At 62.5% G+C, this 18,817-nt stretch carries 16 protein-coding genes; 14 read left to right on the top strand and 2 right to left on the bottom strand.

Annotated elements, in window-relative coordinates; genetic code table 11:
* The first annotated feature begins 89 nt into the window (after positions 1–89).
* The 7 genes from lptF to HCZ30_RS10965 all read left to right on the top strand — a co-directional run bounded on the left by lptF (position 90) and on the right by HCZ30_RS10965 (position 9,183).
* Positions 90–1,214, top strand: a complete 1,125-nt coding sequence (gene lptF / locus HCZ30_RS10995; protein WP_348640374.1) for an LPS export ABC transporter permease LptF — start codon at positions 90–92, stop codon at positions 1,212–1,214.
* Positions 1,211–2,305, top strand: a complete 1,095-nt coding sequence (lptG, locus tag HCZ30_RS10990) for an LPS export ABC transporter permease LptG (protein ID WP_167638335.1) — start codon at positions 1,211–1,213, stop codon at positions 2,303–2,305. The genes lptF and lptG overlap by 4 nt, the downstream gene beginning before the upstream one ends.
* On the top strand, positions 2,305–4,395 hold the full coding sequence (locus HCZ30_RS10985; RefSeq protein ID WP_167638334.1) for an LPS-assembly protein LptD: 2,091 nt from the start codon (positions 2,305–2,307) through the stop codon (positions 4,393–4,395). The genes lptG and HCZ30_RS10985 overlap by 1 nt, the downstream gene beginning before the upstream one ends.
* Positions 4,396–4,406: 11 nt before the next feature.
* Positions 4,407–5,627: a peptidylprolyl isomerase gene (locus HCZ30_RS10980; protein WP_167638333.1), complete on the top strand. Its 1,221-nt coding sequence runs from the start codon at positions 4,407–4,409 to the stop codon at positions 5,625–5,627.
* The gene (gene pdxA / locus HCZ30_RS10975; RefSeq protein WP_167638332.1) at positions 5,624–6,595 is read left to right on the top strand and encodes a 4-hydroxythreonine-4-phosphate dehydrogenase PdxA; all 972 of its coding nucleotides are present in this window, start codon (positions 5,624–5,626) and stop codon (positions 6,593–6,595) included. The genes HCZ30_RS10980 and pdxA overlap by 4 nt, the downstream gene beginning before the upstream one ends.
* Positions 6,596–6,733: 138 nt before the next feature.
* On the top strand, positions 6,734–7,063 hold the full coding sequence (locus HCZ30_RS10970) for a hypothetical protein (RefSeq protein WP_167638331.1): 330 nt from the start codon (positions 6,734–6,736) through the stop codon (positions 7,061–7,063).
* Positions 7,060–9,183: a pyrroloquinoline quinone-dependent dehydrogenase gene (locus HCZ30_RS10965; RefSeq protein ID WP_167638330.1), complete on the top strand. Its 2,124-nt coding sequence runs from the start codon at positions 7,060–7,062 to the stop codon at positions 9,181–9,183. Before HCZ30_RS10970 ends, HCZ30_RS10965 begins: the two co-directional genes overlap by 4 nt.
* Before the next feature lie 78 nt (positions 9,184–9,261).
* Here HCZ30_RS10965 and HCZ30_RS10960 read toward each other — a convergent pair whose 3' ends face one another.
* The gene (locus tag HCZ30_RS10960; protein ID WP_167638329.1) at positions 9,262–9,723 is read right to left on the bottom strand and encodes an Lrp/AsnC family transcriptional regulator; all 462 of its coding nucleotides are present in this window, start codon (positions 9,721–9,723) and stop codon (positions 9,262–9,264) included.
* A 135-nt stretch (positions 9,724–9,858) separates the two neighbouring features.
* Between HCZ30_RS10960 and cysG the strand changes: the two genes are divergently transcribed.
* The 6 genes from cysG (at position 9,859) to HCZ30_RS10930 (ending at position 15,271) form a co-directional block, all read left to right on the top strand.
* Positions 9,859–11,256 (top strand): siroheme synthase CysG, encoded by a 1,398-nt coding sequence (gene cysG, locus HCZ30_RS10955; RefSeq protein ID WP_167638328.1) that lies wholly within the window; start codon positions 9,859–9,861, stop codon positions 11,254–11,256.
* Entirely contained in the window at positions 11,253–11,555 is a 303-nt protein-coding gene (locus tag HCZ30_RS10950) for a DUF2849 domain-containing protein (protein WP_167638327.1), read from the top strand. Before cysG ends, HCZ30_RS10950 begins: the two co-directional genes overlap by 4 nt.
* A complete protein-coding gene (locus HCZ30_RS10945) occupies positions 11,555–13,225 on the top strand; it encodes a nitrite/sulfite reductase (protein WP_167638326.1) in 1,671 nt (556 codons plus the stop codon). Before HCZ30_RS10950 ends, HCZ30_RS10945 begins: the two co-directional genes overlap by 1 nt.
* Positions 13,212–13,946 carry a phosphoadenylyl-sulfate reductase gene (locus tag HCZ30_RS10940; RefSeq protein WP_167638325.1) on the top strand — a complete coding sequence of 245 codons (735 nt, stop codon included), beginning with the start codon at positions 13,212–13,214 and terminating at the stop codon, positions 13,944–13,946. The genes HCZ30_RS10945 and HCZ30_RS10940 overlap by 14 nt, the downstream gene beginning before the upstream one ends.
* A 10-nt stretch (positions 13,947–13,956) precedes the next feature.
* Entirely contained in the window at positions 13,957–14,358 is a 402-nt protein-coding gene (locus HCZ30_RS10935; protein ID WP_167638324.1) for a DUF934 domain-containing protein, read from the top strand.
* 61 nt (positions 14,359–14,419) lie between these two features.
* On the top strand, positions 14,420–15,271 hold the full coding sequence (locus tag HCZ30_RS10930) for a ferredoxin--NADP reductase (RefSeq protein WP_167638323.1): 852 nt from the start codon (positions 14,420–14,422) through the stop codon (positions 15,269–15,271).
* A 99-nt stretch (positions 15,272–15,370) separates the two neighbouring features.
* Here HCZ30_RS10930 and HCZ30_RS10925 read toward each other — a convergent pair whose 3' ends face one another.
* A complete protein-coding gene (locus tag HCZ30_RS10925) occupies positions 15,371–16,243 on the bottom strand; it encodes an NAD(P)-dependent oxidoreductase (RefSeq protein WP_167638322.1) in 873 nt (290 codons plus the stop codon).
* A gap of 99 nt (positions 16,244–16,342) precedes the next feature.
* Here HCZ30_RS10925 and HCZ30_RS10920 point away from each other — a divergent pair, with 99 nt between their 5' ends.
* Positions 16,343–18,805 (top strand): penicillin acylase family protein, encoded by a 2,463-nt coding sequence (locus tag HCZ30_RS10920; RefSeq protein ID WP_167638321.1) that lies wholly within the window; start codon positions 16,343–16,345, stop codon positions 18,803–18,805.
* Positions 18,806–18,817: the final 12 nt, after the last annotated feature.

The raw sequence follows: 18,817 nt of genomic DNA, 5'->3' as shown, positions 1-18,817 counted from the left end.
CGCCGGAGGAATGACCAGAATGCAGTTCAACCCCCTGATTAAATGGGGTAGCTTCCGCCGGAACCAACAAAGACCAAGCGGGGGGATCAGTGGCACGATTCGACAGATACATGCTGTCGCAGCTCTTGACCCTGTTCGGATTTTTCGCGCTGGTGCTTGTGCTCGTCTACTGGATCAACCGTGCAGTCATCCTGTTCGACCAGCTGATTGCAGACGGCCAGTCGGCTTGGGTTTTCCTTGAATTAACAGCGCTTTCACTGCCGGGCGTGATCCGGATCGTGCTGCCGTTGGCGGCGCTTGCGGCGTCGATCTATGTCACCAACCGCCTGTCGAACGACAGCGAGCTGGTGGTGGTACAGGCCACGGGTTTCTCGCCGTGGCGACTGGCGCGGCCGGTGATGATTTTCGGTCTTTTGACCACGATGATGACGCTCGCGCTGACGCATTACCTCGTCCCGACGGCGCTGGAGCGGTACTACGAACGCCGCGACGAGATCGCCCAGAACGTCACCTCACGACTGCTGGTCGAGGGCCGTTTCCTGACGCCGGTCGACCACCTGACGATCTACATTCGCGATATTAGCCGCGAGGGCGAGCTGATGGACCTTTTCCTCTCGGACACCCGCAATCCGGACGAGAGCGTCACCTACACCGCCGCCCGTGCCTATCTGATCCGCACGGACAACGGCCCGCAGTTGGTGATGATCGACGGGATGGCGCAGACGCTGGATACTGAAACGGGTCGCCTTCTGACGACCACGTTCGACGATTTTGCCTATGACGTGTCGGACCTTACGGGCTCCGAGCCGAGCGATACCCGCGGCGCGTCCGAGATCACGACTTTCGAGTTGATGTCCCTCAGCCCCGCGCTGGTCGAGGAAACAGGCCGCACCCGTGCGCAATTGATGCTGGAAATCCAGAACCGCACCGCTCAGGCGCTGCTCGCGCTGTCGGGCTCGCTGATCGGGTTCGCGGCGCTGATCGTTGGCGGCTTCAGTCGTTTCGGTGTCTGGCGGCAGATCATCATCGCAATTGCGCTGGTGATCGTGGTCAAGATCGTCGAAAGCGTTGCGGCCAATATGGTCCGCGTGACGCCCGAGGCTTGGTATCTGGCCTACCTGCCCACGCTGGTCGGTCTGCTGATCACTGCGTTCCTGTTGCACCTTGCCGCGAAGCCAAAAAAACGCAGGCGCATCAAGGAGGTTGCGGCATGATCCTCCACCGTTATTTCGCTCGTAGGTATCTGACGACGCTGGCGTCAATCTTCGGGATTTTCTTCGCGATCATGGCGTTCCTCGATCTGGTCGAGCAACTGCGCCAGTTCAGCGATGTGGGCGTGTCGTTTGCGGATGTGGTGAGCCTGACGCTGCTGAACCTGCCGCAATCGCTCTACGGGATTTTCCCGCTGATCGTGATCCTGTCGACCATCGCGCTGTTCCTCGGGCTTGCGCGGTCGTCGGAACTGGTCATCACCCGCGCTGCCGGTCGTTCCGGCCTGCGCGCGCTGGCAGCTCCTGCCGGAGTAGCGTTTATCGTGGGTGTTGTGGCTGTCGCGGCGATCAACCCGATCGTAGCAACGACCTCCCGCGAATATGAGGTGCGGGCCGCCTCGCTCAAGGGCGTGGACGCGGCGTTGACACTGGCGGCGGACGGGCTGTGGCTGCGTCAGGGCTCGGACGAAGGCCAGACGGTGATCAAGGCGTCGTCCTCGAACCTCGAAGGCACGCAGCTGGGCGATGTGACGTTCCTGACCTTCGCGACCGAGGGCGGCCCGACCCGCCGCGTGGACGCAGAGGCCGCGACGCTGTCGAACGGCATGTGGACCGTCACCAACGCCAAGGTCTGGCCGCTGGCGGACACCCGTAACCCTGAGGCCGAGGCGCAGAATTTCGACACCTTCGAAATCCCGAGCAACCTGACCGCCGACCAGATACGCGACAGCTTCGGCACGCCCTCGTCGATCCCGATCTGGGAACTGCCGGGGTTCATCGAACGCCTTCAGGACGCGGGCTTCAGCGCGCGCCGTCACGCGGTCTGGCTGCAATCGGAACTTGCGATGCCGGTGTTCCTCGTGGCGATGGTTCTGGTCGGCTCAGCCTTCACCATGCGCCACCAGCGCGGAGGCCGCACGGGGATCATGGTGCTTTACGCTGTGCTGATCAGCTTCGCGCTCTACTTCGTGCGTAACTTCGCAACGATCCTTGGTGAAAACGGCCAGATCCCCGTCATGCTCGCCGCATGGGCCCCGCCGTTCGGAGCCATCGGGCTCGCCCTCGGATTACTACTACATTTGGAGGACGGCTGATGCGTCTTGCCGCGACCGTTCTTGCTCTGCTCCTGCCGCAGATCGCCACTGCACAAGTGGCCGCTAACCTGTTGGCGGACATCGTTTCCTTGCGCGGTGAAAACACGCTGATCGCCTCGGGCAACGTCGAGGTTTTCTATGGTGACAGCCGCCTGACCGCGACGCGGATTGTCTATTCGCAGAACACTGACCAACTGAGCATCGAGGGTCCGATTTTCATCACCGGCCCCGATGGCGAAATTTTCATGGCCGACAGCGCGGAGATCGACCCCAAGCTGGAGAACGGCATTCTGCTGGGTGCGCGTCTGGTGCTGGACGAGCGGCTGCAACTGGCTGCCGCGCGGATTGATACCTCGCCGACCGCATCGCAGCTGACCCGCGTTGCGGCGACCTCCTGTTCGGTCTGTGACGGGCGTCCGCCGCTTTGGGATATCCGTGCGGGCCGCGTGACCCATGATCAGGAAGCGCAGCAGCTTTACTTCGAGGACGCCACATTCCGCGTGCGCGGCGTACCGCTGGTGTGGCTACCGAAGATCCGTATGCCTGACCCGTCGCTCGAACGTGCGACCGGTCTTCTGATCCCGCGCTACCGCTCTACCGATCAACTCGGTTTTGGCGTAAAGCTTCCGTATTTCATAGCATTAGACGATGATCGTGATGTAACGATCACGCCCTACCTTAGCCTCAATACCGTGACGGTCGAGGGGCGGTATCGTCAGGCGTTCGCCAACGGCGATCTGCTGGTCGAAGGCGCGCTGAGTTCCGACAACCAGACCGACGACGCGTTGCGCGGCTACATCCGTGCCGATGCGGAGTTCTGGCTGCCGAGCGGCTACACGCTGACCTTCGACGGCACCGCGACCACGGATGACGGCTACCTGCAGACCTACGGCTATTCCGATGCCGATCGTTTGGAGAGCACGCTTCGGTTCGAAAAGGTAGAGGCGCGGACCCTCGCGTGGGCTGAAATCTCGGCCTACCAGACGCTGCTCGACGACGAGAACAACGCTGGCCTGCCGCCGCTGGTGGCCGAGGCGCGCTACGAGGAGTCCCGTGATCTGTGGGGTGGTCTGCTGACCATCGGCGCGGACGGCGACCTGTTCCTGCGATATGGCGAGGATACGGGCGGTCTGGACCGCGATGTGTTCCGTGTCGGAGCCGAGGTCGATTGGGTGAAGGATTACGTCCTGTCCTCCGGCCTGCTGATCCGCAACGACCTTGGCCTGCGGGCCGATTGGTACGTGTTCAATGACGAGCCGCAATACGACTCCGGTGTGCGGTTTACGCCTGAGGCGGCTGTGACGCTGAGCTACCCGATGATCCGCACCGGCGCCAAAGGCGTGACCGACATCATTGAGCCGAAGGTCATGGTCGGCTGGACCGGCGATTACGGCACCGACATTCCGAACGAGGACTCAACCAGCGTCGAATTTGACGAGAGCAACCTTTTCTCTCTCAGCCGTTTCCCCGGTGAGGACCGTATCGAACCCGGTCTGCAAGCCGCAGCGGGCCTGAGCTGGTCGCGCACTGCTGACAACGGGTTGTCGGCGCGCTTCGTTCTGGGCCGTGTGTTCCGCAATGAGGCCGCCGATTTCACCGCAAGTTCGGGGCTGTCCGGCACCGCGTCCGACTGGCTGGTCGCGGGTCAGTTCATGCTGCCCGACGGTATCGGCCTTGCGGGGCGTTCAGTGCTCGACGACAACTTCACCCCCAGCAAGTCCGAGATCGCGATTGACTGGAACGGCATCAAGATGGACCTCGCCGCGAGCTACGTGTTCCTCGATACCGATCTGGCGGAAAACCGCGATGGCGACGTGTCGGAATGGGCCGTGGATGCGGAGTACCGCTTTGACGATATCTGGACGCTCGGAGTGAACGGACGCTACGACGTGGCCGCCGAAGCACCTGCGGAAGCGGGCTTCGATATCGGGTGGCAAAACGAATGCGTGACGGTCGAGTTTTCCGCCTCGCGCCGCTACACTTCTTCCTCTAGTGTTGAACCAACGACGGATTACGGTCTGTCCATCGGGCTGACAGGATTTGGAACATCGGCCAGCGGCGCCGCCGCACGACGGACATGCACGAAATGACGAGGCAAATAATGCGAGCTATTCGAACCCTTCTTTGCGCGGCCGCGACGGCTGCCCTTCTGGCTCCGGTTTCGGTGCAGGCGCAGGGCCTGTTTTCGCCCGCTATCATGGTGAATGACCAAGCGATTACGAATTATGAACTGAATCAGCGCGTGGCGCTGCTGGAGGCATTCAATACCCCCGGCAATCCGGCCGAGGTCGCCCGCCAGCAACTGATCGACGACGCACTGCGCCGTGACTACATGGCCAGCCGCGGCATCCGCATTACAGACGAGGGCCTTCAGGCTGCGCTGGAGGAATTTGCGGGCCGTGCGAACCAGTCGGTCGACCAGTTCGTAGCCGCGCTTGCCAGCCAAGGTATCGAGGAGCAGGCGCTTCGCGATTACGTCGAGATCAACAGCCTATGGCGCGACTTCATCCGCCGCGAGTTCCGTGGTAGCGTTGACGTGTCGGACCGCGATATCGACACCGCGATTGCGAGCGAGCTGGGCAATACCACTGCGATCCAAGTCCTTCTGTCCGAAATCATCATCCCCGCGCCGCCCGAGCGCGCTGCCGAAGCGATGGCGATTGCCGAGCGTCTGAGCCGTCTGCGCTCGACCGCCGAATTCTCGGCTGCTGCGGCGCAGTATTCCGCCGTTCAGACCAAGGAAAACGGTGGCCGTCTGCCGTGGAAATCGCTGGACGAATATCCGGCGGGTCTCGGTGACGTGCTGCTCGCGCTGGAGCCGGGCGAAGTGACCCAGCCGCTGCCGATCCCGAACGGCGTGGCGCTGCTTCAACTGCGCGATCTGCGCGAAGTGGATAGCGGTCAGGCCAAGCCAATGATGCTGGACTACGCCGTCTTCACCATCGGCGGTGGCCTCACTGCCGAGGCTCTGGCGCAGGCTGCCCAGATCGACGCGGACACCGATAGCTGTGACGACCTTTACGGCGTGGCCAAGGGCCTGCCCGAAGATCGTCTGACCCGCACCACTGCCGCGCCGTCCGAGATCGAGAATGACATCGCGATGGTTCTGGCTGGTCTGGACGAGGGCGAGAGCGCCGCGGCCCTGACCCGTAATGACGGTCAGACGCTGCTTTATGTTATGCTGTGCAGCCGCCTGCCGGTTGTCGACGGCGGGATCGACCGCGAAACCGTGGCCAACCGTCTGAGCAGCCGTCAGCTTGCGCAACAGGCCGATCTGCTGCTGGCCCGCTTGCGCGCAAACGCGACCATCGTCACGCCATGACCGTTGCCATCAGCTGTGGCGAACCCGCAGGCATCGGACCGGAAATCGCGGTCCGTGCTTGGGAGGTTCTGCGTGAAGACGTGCCGATGCTCTGGATCGGTGATCCGACCCACCTGCCCGACGGCGCAAAGTTCGAGGTCGTTGCCCAGCCAGAAGACGCGGCGAGTGTAAGCCGGAACGCCCTGCCCGTTCTGGCCCGCGATTTCGGCACGCCCCGTGTTCCGGGCGTCGCTGATCCGGCCCATGCGGTCGGTGTGATCTCTTCGATCCAGACGGCGGTTCAGCTCACCATGACGGGCCGCTGCGCTGCGATGACCACGGCGCCGATCCACAAAAAGGCGCTCGCTGACGGGGCCAATTTCTCGTTTCCCGGTCATACGGAGTTTCTGGCGGCGCTGGCCGGCAATCAGAAGGTCGTGATGATGCTGGCGAGCGAACAGCTCCGCGTGGTGCCTGCGACGATCCATATCGCACTAAAGGACGTGCCCGCCCAGTTCACGCCCGAGGTACTTTCGGACACCGTGCGGATCACCGCGCGCGGGCTGATCCAGAACTTCGGCATCCGCGAGCCGCGCATCGCCATTGCGGGCCTTAACCCGCACGCTGGCGAAGGCGGCAAGATGGGGACCGAGGAACTGCAATGGATGAACGCCACGGTCGACGCGCTGCGGGCCGAGGGCTTTAATCTGCGCGGGCCGATGCCGCCCGACACGATGTTCCACGCCGCTGCCCGCCAGACCTATGACGCCGCGATTTGTGCCTACCACGATCAGGCGCTCATCCCGATCAAGACGATTGATTTCGACAACGGCGTCAATGTCACGCTCGGGCTGCCGTTCATCCGCACCTCGCCCGACCACGGCACCGCGTTCGACATCGCGGGAACGGGCAAAGCGAACCCGTCGTCGATGATTGCGGCGATCCGCATGGCGCACAAAATGGCGCAGGCATCACACCGTCAGGGCTAAAAAACTGTAATAATACCCAAGGCTTTGTTGAAGGGGCGGCTCCGCGCCCTACTCCTTGTTGTGGTTTTCATAACAAGTGATTGAGGCCAGCTCATGCAATCCGAACAACCTCCTCTGGGCTCAGGGGTCATTATTCTCATGGTCGGCGCCGCACTCGGTATCGCGGTGGCGGCCTACTACTATTTCGTTCCGCTGACAGGCGTGAACGGCACGATCGGAGCGGGGCTTGTGCTCTTCTCGACCGTGGCCATGCTGATCGCGGCGGCGCTGATGCCGCTGTTCAGTTCCAAGGCCATCTACATGACGCTCGGGCTTTTGTGCCTGCTCGACGTGTTCCTGACCGCCCTCGCTGGGTATTTCCTCCACGAATGGCTCCTGATCGCCGCGATGGTTGTCGCGCTGGTTGGTGTGATCCGCGCGATTTCCCGATTTTCCGTTATCCACCGCCATCAGGGAGCTCGCGTATGAATTTTCGCAGTAGCTTATTCGTTTCATGCATTGCACTGACCGCCGCGATGGGGCCGGTCTGGGCGCAGGAGGAAGTGCCTGCTGAGGACCAGACCCAAGCCGAGCAGCCCGCCGAAGAGGCCGCGCCCGCCGCCGAACCTGCCGCCGAGGAAGACGCCGGCCCGCAGATGTTCCGCGAATACCAACCGCCGCAGACGGATGATAACCTCGAAGGGATTGCCGACCCGCTGCTTGGCTCTGGGGGCCGCGAACGCACCGGCACGCCGATGCAACCCGAAGAGGCCCGTTGGGACAGCTTCCACGGTCAGGTGAACGGCCAGAAGTACGCGCCGCTCGACCAGATCCGCGTGGAAAACGTCGGCGATCTGGAGAAGGTTTGGGATTACCACACGGGCGATGTGTCGGATGGCTCGGGCGATCTGGCTGCGACCGTCTGGTCCGCCACGCCGATCTTTGCCAACGACACGCTGTACCTCGGCACGCCGTTCTATCGCGTCGTCGCGCTGGAGCCCGATACGGGCAAGGTAAAATGGTCGTTCAACACCGACTCCACGCTGGAACCTCTCACCCAGCCCGCGCTTAAGAACCGCGGCGTGTCCTATTGGGAGGCCGAAAACCCCGTCGAGGGCGAGGCTTGCCAGAAGATCATCTACCTCGGCACCATGGACGCGCAGCTATTCGCGATCGACGCGGATACGGGCGAGAAATGCACCGATTTCGGCGAGGACGGCGTGCTTGATGTGAACCAGTGGAACACGGTCAACGACCGCTTCCCGTTCTCGCTTCTGCAACCGCCGACCATTGCCGGCAACCACGTCATCATCGGCTGGGCTGGCAAGGACTGGGCCTATTCCGAAGCGCCTCCGGGCGCTGTGTTCTCGGTCGATCCGCAGACGGGCGAATTGCAGTGGGCGTTCCAGACCATCCCTGACGAACTGCGCGAACAGACAGGCACCGCCAACGTCTGGACCGCGATGTCGGTCGATGAGGACCTCGGCCTTGTTTACATGCCGATTTCGTCGCCCTCCCCGAACTATTGGGGCGGCAACCGCGTGGACGAAGTGCCTTATGCGACCTCGACCACGGCCGTCGATCTGGAAACCGGCGAGGTCGTCTGGTCCCGCCAGTGGGTCCACCACGATATCTGGGACTACGACATCAACTCTGCCCCGACGCTGATGGATATCACCGTGGACGGCGAGGAGATCCCTGCCCTGATCCAAGCCACAAAGATGGGCTTCCTGTTCGTCGTGAACCGCGAAACGGGTGACGACGTCTGGCCTATCGAGGAACGCCCTGTGCCTGGCGGTGACGGCAGCGTGGACGGCGAATACTACGCGCCGACCCAGCCGTTCCCGACCAAGCCTGCGCCGCTGCTCGATCAGGCTGAAAAGCCCGAGGTCTGGCTGCCTGCCGATATCGTCGGTGCGGGGTCGTGTTCGCGCCTCTTCGATGACCTCTGGTACGAGGGCATGTACACCCCGCCGACCACCAAAGGCTCGGGCGTTCTGGCCTATCCCGACAGTGCGGGCGGCGTTCAGTGGGGCGGCGTGGCGTTCGATCCCGAAACGCAGACCGCCGTGGTGAACACCTCGCACATCACGCAGTACATCCAGCTTTATGCGCGTCAGGAGTACGACAGCCAGACTGGCGGTTCGGGCAACGAAAGCGGCTTCTACCCGCAGGAAGGCTCGCCCTACGGCATGTCGTTGTTTTCGGCCTTCAACTGGCTGGGAATGCCGTGCTGGAAGCCGCCGTTCGGCGAACTGGTCGCGCTCGACATGACTACGGGTGATGTGAAGTGGCGCAAGCCGCTCGGGATGTCGCAGAAGTTCGGATTTTACATGCCCGAAAGCATGGGTTCGCCCACCATCGGCGGTCCGGCTGTCACGGCTGGCGGCCTGATCTTCATCGGTGCCACGATGGACGCCAAGGCCCGCGCCTTCGATCTGGAAACGGGCGAAGAGCTGTGGTCCGACCAGATGGAAGCGCCGATTGTCGCAAACCCCGCGATCTACGAATATAATGGCCGTCAGTATGTTGCTTTTGTCGCGGGCGGCAACAGTATCATTAAGGATCAGGTGGGCGATCAGGTCGCTGTCTACGCCCTACCCGAATAACGGATAACCAGACCGGGCAAAAAGCTCCGGCGGTAAGGGAACGCCCTCCGGCCCATGTGGTTCGGGGGGCGTTTTCCTTTAGAGGGGCAGCGCGACGGTGGACTTGATCTCTTCCATCGACAGCAACGCCGTCACGTTGTGGATGCGCACTTCGGAAATCAGGGCCTGATAGAACTCGTCATAGGCACGGGCGTTCTTTACGCGGACTTTGAGGATGTAGTCGATATCGCCCGCAAGGCGGTGCGCTTCCTGCACTTCGGGGCGGGCTTTCAGAGCGCCGAGGAACTTCTGCTGCCAGTCGGATTCATGCGCGCTGGTGCGGATCAGAACGAAGAAACATGCTTCAAAACCAAGCGCCTCCGCGTCGAGCAACACCGTCTGCTGACCGATGATGCCAGCCTCGCGCATCTTGCGGATACGATTCCAGACAGGCGTCTTCGAAGAGCCGACATTTTTCGCAATATCGTCCAAGGATTGACCGGCATCGCGCTGGAGTTCGCTGAGGATTTTCCGATCCATCTCGTCAATTCGCAACGCCATTCCTGTTTTCCCTCTGCTTTGGAACGAACGTGCCATATCGCGGCACGGCAAGAACATAATTCCTTATTTGCCGCACGCAATAGGCAAAAACGGTACGTATGTCCTATATAAAGTCACAGAAACGGAGCCACAGATATGCAGCACTTTCCGATCTTTCTGTCTGTCAAAGACCAGACCATCGTCCTCGTAGGCGGCGGTGAGGCTGCGCTTGCCAAACTCCGCCTGCTGACCAAGACCGAAGCCCGCATCGTGGTCTATGCCACCGAGCCGCACGCCGATCTGGTCCGTCTGGATGCCGAGGGCAAGATCAAGCTGGTGAACCGCGAGTTCGACTATGGCGACGCACGCGGTGCCCGTCGTGTCTATGCCGCGACCGAGGACGAGCTGATCGATGCGCGCATCGTTGCCATTGCCCATGACGACGGCGTTCTGGCGAATGTGGTCGACAACCTCGCGCTGTCGGACTTCATCACCCCTGCCATCGTGGACCGTGATCCTGTCACTGTTGCCATCGGCACCGAAGGCGCTGCGCCTGTTCTGGCCCGCGCGATCAAGGCCGACCTTGAGGAGCGTCTGCCGTCGAACCTCGGTATGCTGGCGCGTCTTGGCAAAGCGTTCCGCCACGCTGCCGACGCCCTGCCGATGGGCCGCAAGCGCCGCGATTTCTGGGCGGACTACTATTTCAACGAGGGCCCGCATGTGGCGGCTCGCGGCGAGGACGCTGTGAACGACACGCTCGGCGCGCTCCTCGACAAGCACATCATGTCCGGCGAGGAAGCCGGCCGCGTCGATCTGGTCGGTGCCGGTCCGGGTGATCCCGAACTGCTGACGCTGAAGGCCCGCAAGGCGCTCGATAAGGCTGACGTCGTGATTTACGACCGCCTTGTTGCGCCCGAGATCCTCGAACTGGCCCGCCGCGAAGCGATCATGATCAACGCTGGCAAAGAAGGCTTCGGTGCCTCGACCGCGCAGGACGACATCAACGCCATGATCGTCGAGCACGCGCTGGACGGCCATCACGTTGTGCGCCTGAAAGCCGGTGATCCGACCGTGTTCGGCCGCCTCGACGAAGAAATCGAAGCGATCGAAGCTGCGGGCATCGCCTATGCCATCGTTCCGGGTATCACGGCTGCCTCTGCGGCTGTTGCCCAGATCGGCCAGAGCCTGACCAAGCGCGAGCGTAACGCCTCGGTGCGTTTGCTCACCGGTCACGACATGAAGGGCTTCTGCGATCACGACTGGCGCACCCTCGCCCGCGACGGCGAAGTCGCCGCGATCTACATGGGCAAGCGCGCTGCGCGTTTTGTTCAGGGCCGCCTGCTGATGCACGGCGCATCGCCTGAAACGCCCGTGACGATCATCGAAAATGCCAGCCGCGCAGACAGCCGCGTCATCGCGACCACGCTGGGCGAGTTGGAACCGACCATGACCACCGCGGACCTCAAAGGTCCGGCCATCACTTTCTACGGCCTTGCCCCGCGCCACGCGGCCAAGGCTATCCAATCCATTTCCCGTAAGGAGGCATCGCAATGAGCCGCCGGTTCACACCGAAAGTTGTCACCGCAAATCACCTGCTGGAAGGTGACGCAATCTGGCTGACCGCCGACGACCGCTGGACCCGCGATATGTGCGAGGCCGAGCTGATCGAGGACGAGGCCCACGCAGATATCCGTCTGCTGTTCGCCGCATCCCAGCAGGACGTTGTCGTCGGCCCCTACCTTGCCGATGCCGTCGCAGGTGAAAACGGCCCCGAGCCGACCCATTTCCGTGAAGATTTCCGGACCAAAGGTCCGTCGAACTACGCCCACGGCAAGCAAGTGGAGCTGAGCTAATGTATAAGTACAACGACTTTGACGAAGCCTTTGTCCGCACCCGCGTCGCCCAGTTCGGCGATCAGGTCCAGCGCCGTATCGACGGTGTTCTGACCGAGGACGAATTCCGCCCGCTGCGCCTGATGAACGGCCTGTACCTCCAGCTGCACGCTTACATGCTGCGCGTTGCGATCCCCTACGGCACGCTGAATGGCGCGCAGATGCGCCAGCTCGCGCATATCGCGGACACCTATGACAAGGGCTACGGCCACTTCACCACCCGTCAGAACATCCAGTACAACTGGCCGGTTCTGAAGGACGTACCGCAGATCCTGTCGGACCTTGCGGACGTTGAAATGCACGCGCTGCAAACCTCGGGTAACACCATCCGTAACGTGACCGCCGACCACTTTGCCGGTGCCGCTGCGGACGAAATCGAAGACCCGCGCCCGACCGCGGAACTGCTGCGTCAGTGGTCCACCGACCACCCCGAATTCCAGTTCCTGCCGCGTAAGTTCAAGATCGCCGTTTCGGGCGCAAAGCATGACCGCGCCGTGACCAAGGCCCACGACATTGGCATCCGCATCGTCAAGAATGACGCGGGAGAGGTCGGCTATCAAGTCATCGTCGGTGGCGGTCTTGGCCGTACTCCGATGGTTGGCAAAGTCATCAAGGACTTCCTGCCGCGCGAGGACCTGCTGCCCTACACCGAAGCCGTTGTTTCGGTCTGGAACCTGCTGGGCCGCCGCGACAACAAGTACAAGGCGCGTATCAAGATCACCGTCCACGAAAACGGTCTCGAAGAAATCTCGCGTCTGGTCGAGGAACGCTTCGCTGCGATCCGTCCGACCTTCTCGGGCGTCGATCAGGAACTGCTGGCGCAGATCTGGGGACACTTTACGCCGCCGGCTTACGGCAACGCGCCATACGACGTGTTCAAAGCCCGTCTGGCGACCGACCCCGTGTTCCGTTCGTGGGCCGACACCAACCTGACCGCGCACAAAAACGACAACTACGCGATCCTCACCGTTTCGCTAAAAAAGCACGGCGAAACGCCGGGTGATGCAAGCGCCGAGCAGATGCGCGTTCTGGCCGATCTGGCTGAAAAGTACGCTCACGACGAGCTGCGCATCAGCCACGAGCAGAACGTGATCCTGCCGCACGTCCACCGCGCGCACCTGCCCGCGATCTATGACGCGCTGAAGGCCGTTGATCTGGCAACCGCGAACATCGGTCTGATCTCGGACATCATCGCGTGCCCGGGCATGGACTATTGCGCGCTGGCCACCGCCCGCTCGATCCCGATCGCTCAGGAAATCGCCGAGCGTTTCGACGAGCTGAAGCTGGAGCACGAAGTCGGCCCGCTCAAGATCAAGATCTCGGGCTGCATCAACGCATGTGGTCACCACCACGTCGGCCACATCGGTATTCTGGGCCTCGACCGCGCTGGCGTCGAGAACTACCAGATCACCCTCGGCGGCGACGGCACCGACACCACCGTCATCGGCACCAAGACCGGTCCGGGTTTCTCGTACGAGGAAATCACCCCCGCGATCGAACGCATCGTGATGGCCTACCTCGACCTGCGCCAGTCGCCGGCAGAGACCTTCCTTGAAGCCTACAACCGTCTGGGAATGGCGCCGTTCAAGGCTGCTCTCTACGAGGAGGCCACCGCCCATGCCGCTGAGTGATCCGGTTCAAAAACGGGTCGAGGCGCTGAACGCCCGCTACAAGCACCACGGCGCGACCGCGGTCTTGGAGCACGCGCTGAAGGACGCGGAGGTCGGCAAAACCGCCCTCGTGTCGTCCTTCGGGGCAGAGTCCGTCGTGCTGCTGCACCTCGTGTCGGTGATCGACCGTACCACGCCGGTCGTCTTCATCGACACAGAGATGCTGTTTGCCGAAACGCTGGCCTACCAGCAGGAACTGACCGAGCGCCTCCACCTGAGCAACGTGCACATCATCCGCGCGTCGGAAGAAGCGAAGAAACTCGAAGACCCCGACGGCACCCTGCACCAGTTCAACACCGATGCCTGCTGCGCCCTGCGCAAGACGATCCCGCTCCAGAACGCGCTGTCGCACTACGACGCGTGGATCACCGGACGGAAGCGTTACCAGTCGGGCACCCGCGCTGCGCTTGACTTCTTCGAAAACGAAGACGACATCCGCATCAAGATCAACCCGCTGGCGCACTGGAACAGTAGTGACCTTCAGGACTACATGGCCGAAAACCGGCTGCCCCGTCACCCGCTGGTGGCCAAGGGCTACCCGTCGATCGGCTGCGCACCGTGCACCACGCCCGTTGCCGAAGGCGAAGACCCCCGCGCTGGCCGCTGGCGGAATACGCAAAAGGAAGAATGCGGCATTCACATCGTGGACGGCAAAGTTGTCCGCAACGGACAAGCGGCGTAAGGAGACAAAGATGACCGTACTCGTACAAGATACCGGCTTTGTTGCCGATGATTTCACCGCTGCCTTCGTCCCGCTGGCCGAGGCACAACCGGGTGACGCGATCCTGATCCCGTCGGACACCAATCCGGCGGACCTGCCCAAGGCGCTGGACGCAAACGGCGTGGCGATTGCCTTCCCGTCGTTCGCCGATGGCCGCGGCTTCACGCTCGCTGCGCAACTGCGCCGTCTGGGCTATCAGGGCCGTCTGCGCGCTCAGGGACACGTCATCTGCGAACAATACGCAATGGCGCGCCGCTCGGGTTTCGACGAAGTTGAGATCAGCGACGACCTTGCAGCCCGCCAGCCCGAAGCCAACTGGCTCACCCGCGCGAACTGGGAACAGAACGACTATCAGGCCCGCGTCCGCGGCTGAACGTCCTCTTCCCCTGACACAGATCAAAGATTACAGATGGGTCGGGCGCTAAATAGCCCGAATGACACACATGACCGAACAGACACTCGTGAAAGAAGCCCCCGTTAAACCGCACCTGCCCGACGCGCAGACCGTGACAGAGGTCAAACACTATACCGACCGCCTGTTCTCGTTCCGCTGCACCCGCCCCGAAACCATGCGTTTCCGCTCGGGCGAATTCGTCATGATCGGCCTGATGGGCGATCCCGATGAAAAGACCGGCAAGGTCAAGCCGCTGCTGCGCGCCTACTCCATCGCCTCCCCGTCGTGGGACGAGGAGCTGGAGTTCTATTCTATCAAAGTGCAGGACGGCCCGCTGACCTCGAAGCTCCAGCACATCCAGCCCGGCGACGAGATCATCATGCGCCCCAAGCCCGTCGGCACGCTCGTCCATGACGCGCTGATCCCCGGCAAGCGCCTGTGGTTCTTCGCCACCGGCACCGGCTTTGCGCCCTTCGCCTCGCTGCTGCGCGAACCGCAGACCTACGAGGACTACGACGAAGTCATCATCACCCACACCTGCCGCGAAGTGGGCGAACTGACCTACGGCCGCGACCTGATCGAAAGCCTGAAAACCGACGAGCTGCTGAACGACGTCATCGGCGAAGGCTTCTGGAAGAAGATCAAGTACTACCCGACCACCACCCGCGAAGAGAGCCCGAAAATGGGCCGCATCACCGACCTGATGCGTTCGGGCGAAGCGTTCACCGATCTCGGTGTGCCGCAAATCAACCCCGAAACCGACCGCGCAATGGTCTGCGGCAACCTCGCCTTTAACCTTGAAATCAAGGAAATGCTCGAAGGCTACGGCCTCGAGGAAGGCGCGAACTCCAAGCCCGCACAGTACGTCGTCGAAAAAGCATTCCTCGACTAAGAACGATAAAGGCAGGGAGCCAACGCCCCCTGCCTTTGTGCTTCAAATATCCTGGGGTGAATTGGCCGCACGGCCAAGAGGGGCAAAGCCCCTCCCGCCTTACCCCATCTCCTGCAAGCGCTTGAGCAGCGACGACGTATCCCACCGCTTGCCGCCGAGCTTCTGCACATCCTTGTAGAACTGATCGACCAGCGCCGTCACAGGCAGGCTCGCGCCGTTCTCGTCCGCTGTCTTCAGGCAGATCCCCAGATCCTTGCGCATCCAATCGACCGCGAACCCGTGGTCGTAGTGATCGTCCAGCATGGTCTTGTGACGGTTCATCATTTGCCAGCTGCCCGCAGCGCCTTGGCTGATGACCTCGACCACCGCCTCACCGTCAAGGCCCGCCTTCTGGGCGAAGTGCAACGACTCGGCCAGACCCTGCACCAGACCCGCGATGGCGATCTGGTTGCACATCTTCGTCAGCTGACCCGCGCCGCATTCACCCAAGAGGCGGCAGATTTTCGCGTAGGCGTCGATCACCGGCTCGGCACGGTCGAACGCCTCTTTGTCGCCGCCGCACATCACGGACAGCACGCCATTCTCGGCGCCCGCCTGACCGCCCGAAATCGGCGCATCGACGAACGCGATGTCCTTTTGGGCGGCGACGGCGTAGAGCTCGCGCGTCACAGCCGCCGACACCGTGGTATGGTCGACGAAGACCGTGCCGCTCTCCATGCCTGCAAAAGCGCCGTCCTCGCCCGTACACACGCTGCGCAGATCGTCATCGTTACCGACGCAGGACATAACAAATTCGGCACCGGCCACGGCCTCGGCTGGCGTCTTGCCGAAATTGCCGCCGTGCTGTTTGACCCACTCTTCGGCTTTGGATGTCGTGCGATTGTAGACCGTCACATCGTGGCCCTTCGCCGCAAGGTGACCTGCCATGGGGTAGCCCATAACCCCCAGTCCGAGGAACGCGATTTTTGCCATGTGCTTGCCCTTTCGCCAATTGCCACATATCGGGTTTATGGGAAACCTAGAGCCCGCGCGCTCTGGCGTAAAGACACGAGCACTGCGGTAGGAATTCGAATGATCAAGCTGTTTCGCTGGATGTTCTGGTTGGCCTCGACACTTCTCGGTCTGGTGGTCTTTACGGCGGTGCTGGCCTACTATTTTGCCGCGCGGTCCCTGCCCGAATATGACGGCGAATTTACGGTGTCCGGTATCTCCGCGCCGGTAGAAATCGTCCGTGATAACTCCGACGTGCCGCACATCTTCGGCGCGAGTGATGCGGACAGCTTCTACGCCCTCGGATTCGTCCACGCGCAAGACCGCTTCTGGCAGATGATCGTCGCACGCCGCACCGCGCAGGGCCGCCTGTCCGAGGTCTTTGGCCGCCGCACCCTACCCGCCGACGTGTTGATGCGCCGCCTCGATATCTACAACCTGTCGGTCGCCAGCGTCGATGCGCTGGACGAGGACACGCTGACTCTGCTCGAAGCCTACAGCGCTGGCGTCAACGCATGGCTGGCCGAGGTCAACGACGGTGCCCGCGGTCGCGGCGCGCCCGAGATGTGGCTCTTCAACCAGCCCGTCGCCCCGTGGCAGCCCGCCGACAGCATCGCGCTGATGAAGGTCTTTGCACTTAAACAGTCCAGCCAGATTTACGACGAGGTGCTCCGCGCCAACGTCTCCAAACTGGTCGAGCCGGACCGCATCCGCGATATCCTGCCCGAGGACAGCACTAATAGCGGCGGCGATCCAAAGCGTTTCACCGAACTGGTGCAGGACATGCCGTCCCGCCTGCCCGGCATTCCGACCGAGCCCGACCCGCTCTACCCCGTGCGCCCTGCGGGTGAGGCCGGCTCTGCCAACGCATGGGCCGCTGGCCCCGAGCGTTCGACCACCGGCTCGACGCTTCTGGCGAACGATCTGCACTCCACCCTGACCGCCCCAGCCAACTGGTATCTCGCGCGGCTGGAGCTGGAAAACGGCGGCGTCATCGGCGCCACGATCCCCGGGATTCCGGCGGTCCTTTCGGGCCGCAGCGCCGATATCGGCTGGGCGATTACGGCGTCCACGGCGGACGACCTCGATCTTTACCTGGAGGAAGTGAACCCCGAAAACTCCGCACAATATCGCGGCACGGACGGCTGGAAAAACTTCGAAACCCGCGACAGCATCGTGGTGATCGAGGACCAGCCCGCCGTCACCCTGAAACTGCTCTGGACTGAAAACGGCCCGATCCTGCCGCCCGAGCAGTTCAACCTCGACACCATCCGCACGCCCGGTCACGTCCTTTCGGCCAACTGGACGGGCCTGTCGGATCAGGACACTACGCTCGAGGCCGCCATCGGCATCATGCGCGCCCGCAGCGTCGAAGGCGCCATCTCTGCCGCCCGTCCGCAGATCGCGCCCGCGCTGAACCTCATGATCGCCGACCGCAACAACATCGGTTTAAAGGTCATCGGCAAATTGCCCAGCCGTTCGCGCAGCAGCGACAGCGAAGGCCGGATGCCCAGCTATGGCTATAAGCCCGAAAACCGCTGGGACGGCTTCCAATCCTACAGCCGGAACTACTCCCTTCTCGACCCCGAAGAAGGCATCCTTGGCAACACCAACAACCGCACCACGGATCGCAGCTACCCGAGCAACATGACTTTCGATTGGGGCGACAACCAGCGTATCCACCGCTGGGAACGCCTCATGAGTATGCGCGGCGTCCACACCCGCGAAAGCTTTATCGAAGCGCAGCTCGACACCGTCAGCTACTCCGCCCGCACGCTGCTTCCGCTCGTCGGCGCGAACCTGTGGTTCACAGGCGAACCCGCCCCCGACGGCACCCCGCAGCGCCGCCGCCAGCAGGCGCTCGAACTCCTCGCCAACTGGAACGGCGAGATGAACGAACACCTCCCCGAGCCGCTGATCTACGCCGCTTGGATGCGCGAGTTGCAAGACCGCCTGATCCGCGACAACCTTGGCCCGCTGGCGGACAGCTTCACCCACATCGACCCCGTCTTCATCGAGCGCGTTTTCCGCGATGTCGACGGCGCAGGTGTGTGGTGTGACATCATCCAGTCCGAGCCGCTCGAAACCTGCACCGACATCGCCCGCGCGGCGCTCGACGATGCGCTGATCTGGATCGCCGAACACCAAGGCACTGCTGTCGAAGCCCTCCGCTGGGGCGACGCGCACCAAGCAGTCCACACTCACCCCGTGCTCGGCCAGTCACCGATCCTGAAATGGGTCGCCAATATCACGCAGTCCACATCGGGCGGCGACAACACCCTGATGCGTGGTTTGACCAGCGGTATCGGCGCGTTGCCGTTCGAAAATGTCGAGGCCGCCACCTACCGCGGCGTCTACGATTTCGCGGACCCCGATAGCTCGGTCTTCGTGGTCTCGACAGGCCAGTCCGGCCACCCGCTCAGCCGCTATTACGACGACCAGGGCGAACGCTGGCGTCAGGGCGAATACATCCCGATGTCGCTCGACCCGACACTCGCGCGCGCAGCAGCAACGGGCGTGACACACTTGGTGCCACGCCGCTGATTGCCTTTGTGC

Source organism: Marivivens donghaensis (assembly GCF_011806565.1).
Lineage (GTDB): Bacteria > Pseudomonadota > Alphaproteobacteria > Rhodobacterales > Rhodobacteraceae > Marivivens > Marivivens donghaensis_A.
This window is presented reverse-complemented; position numbering and strand designations above follow the sequence as displayed.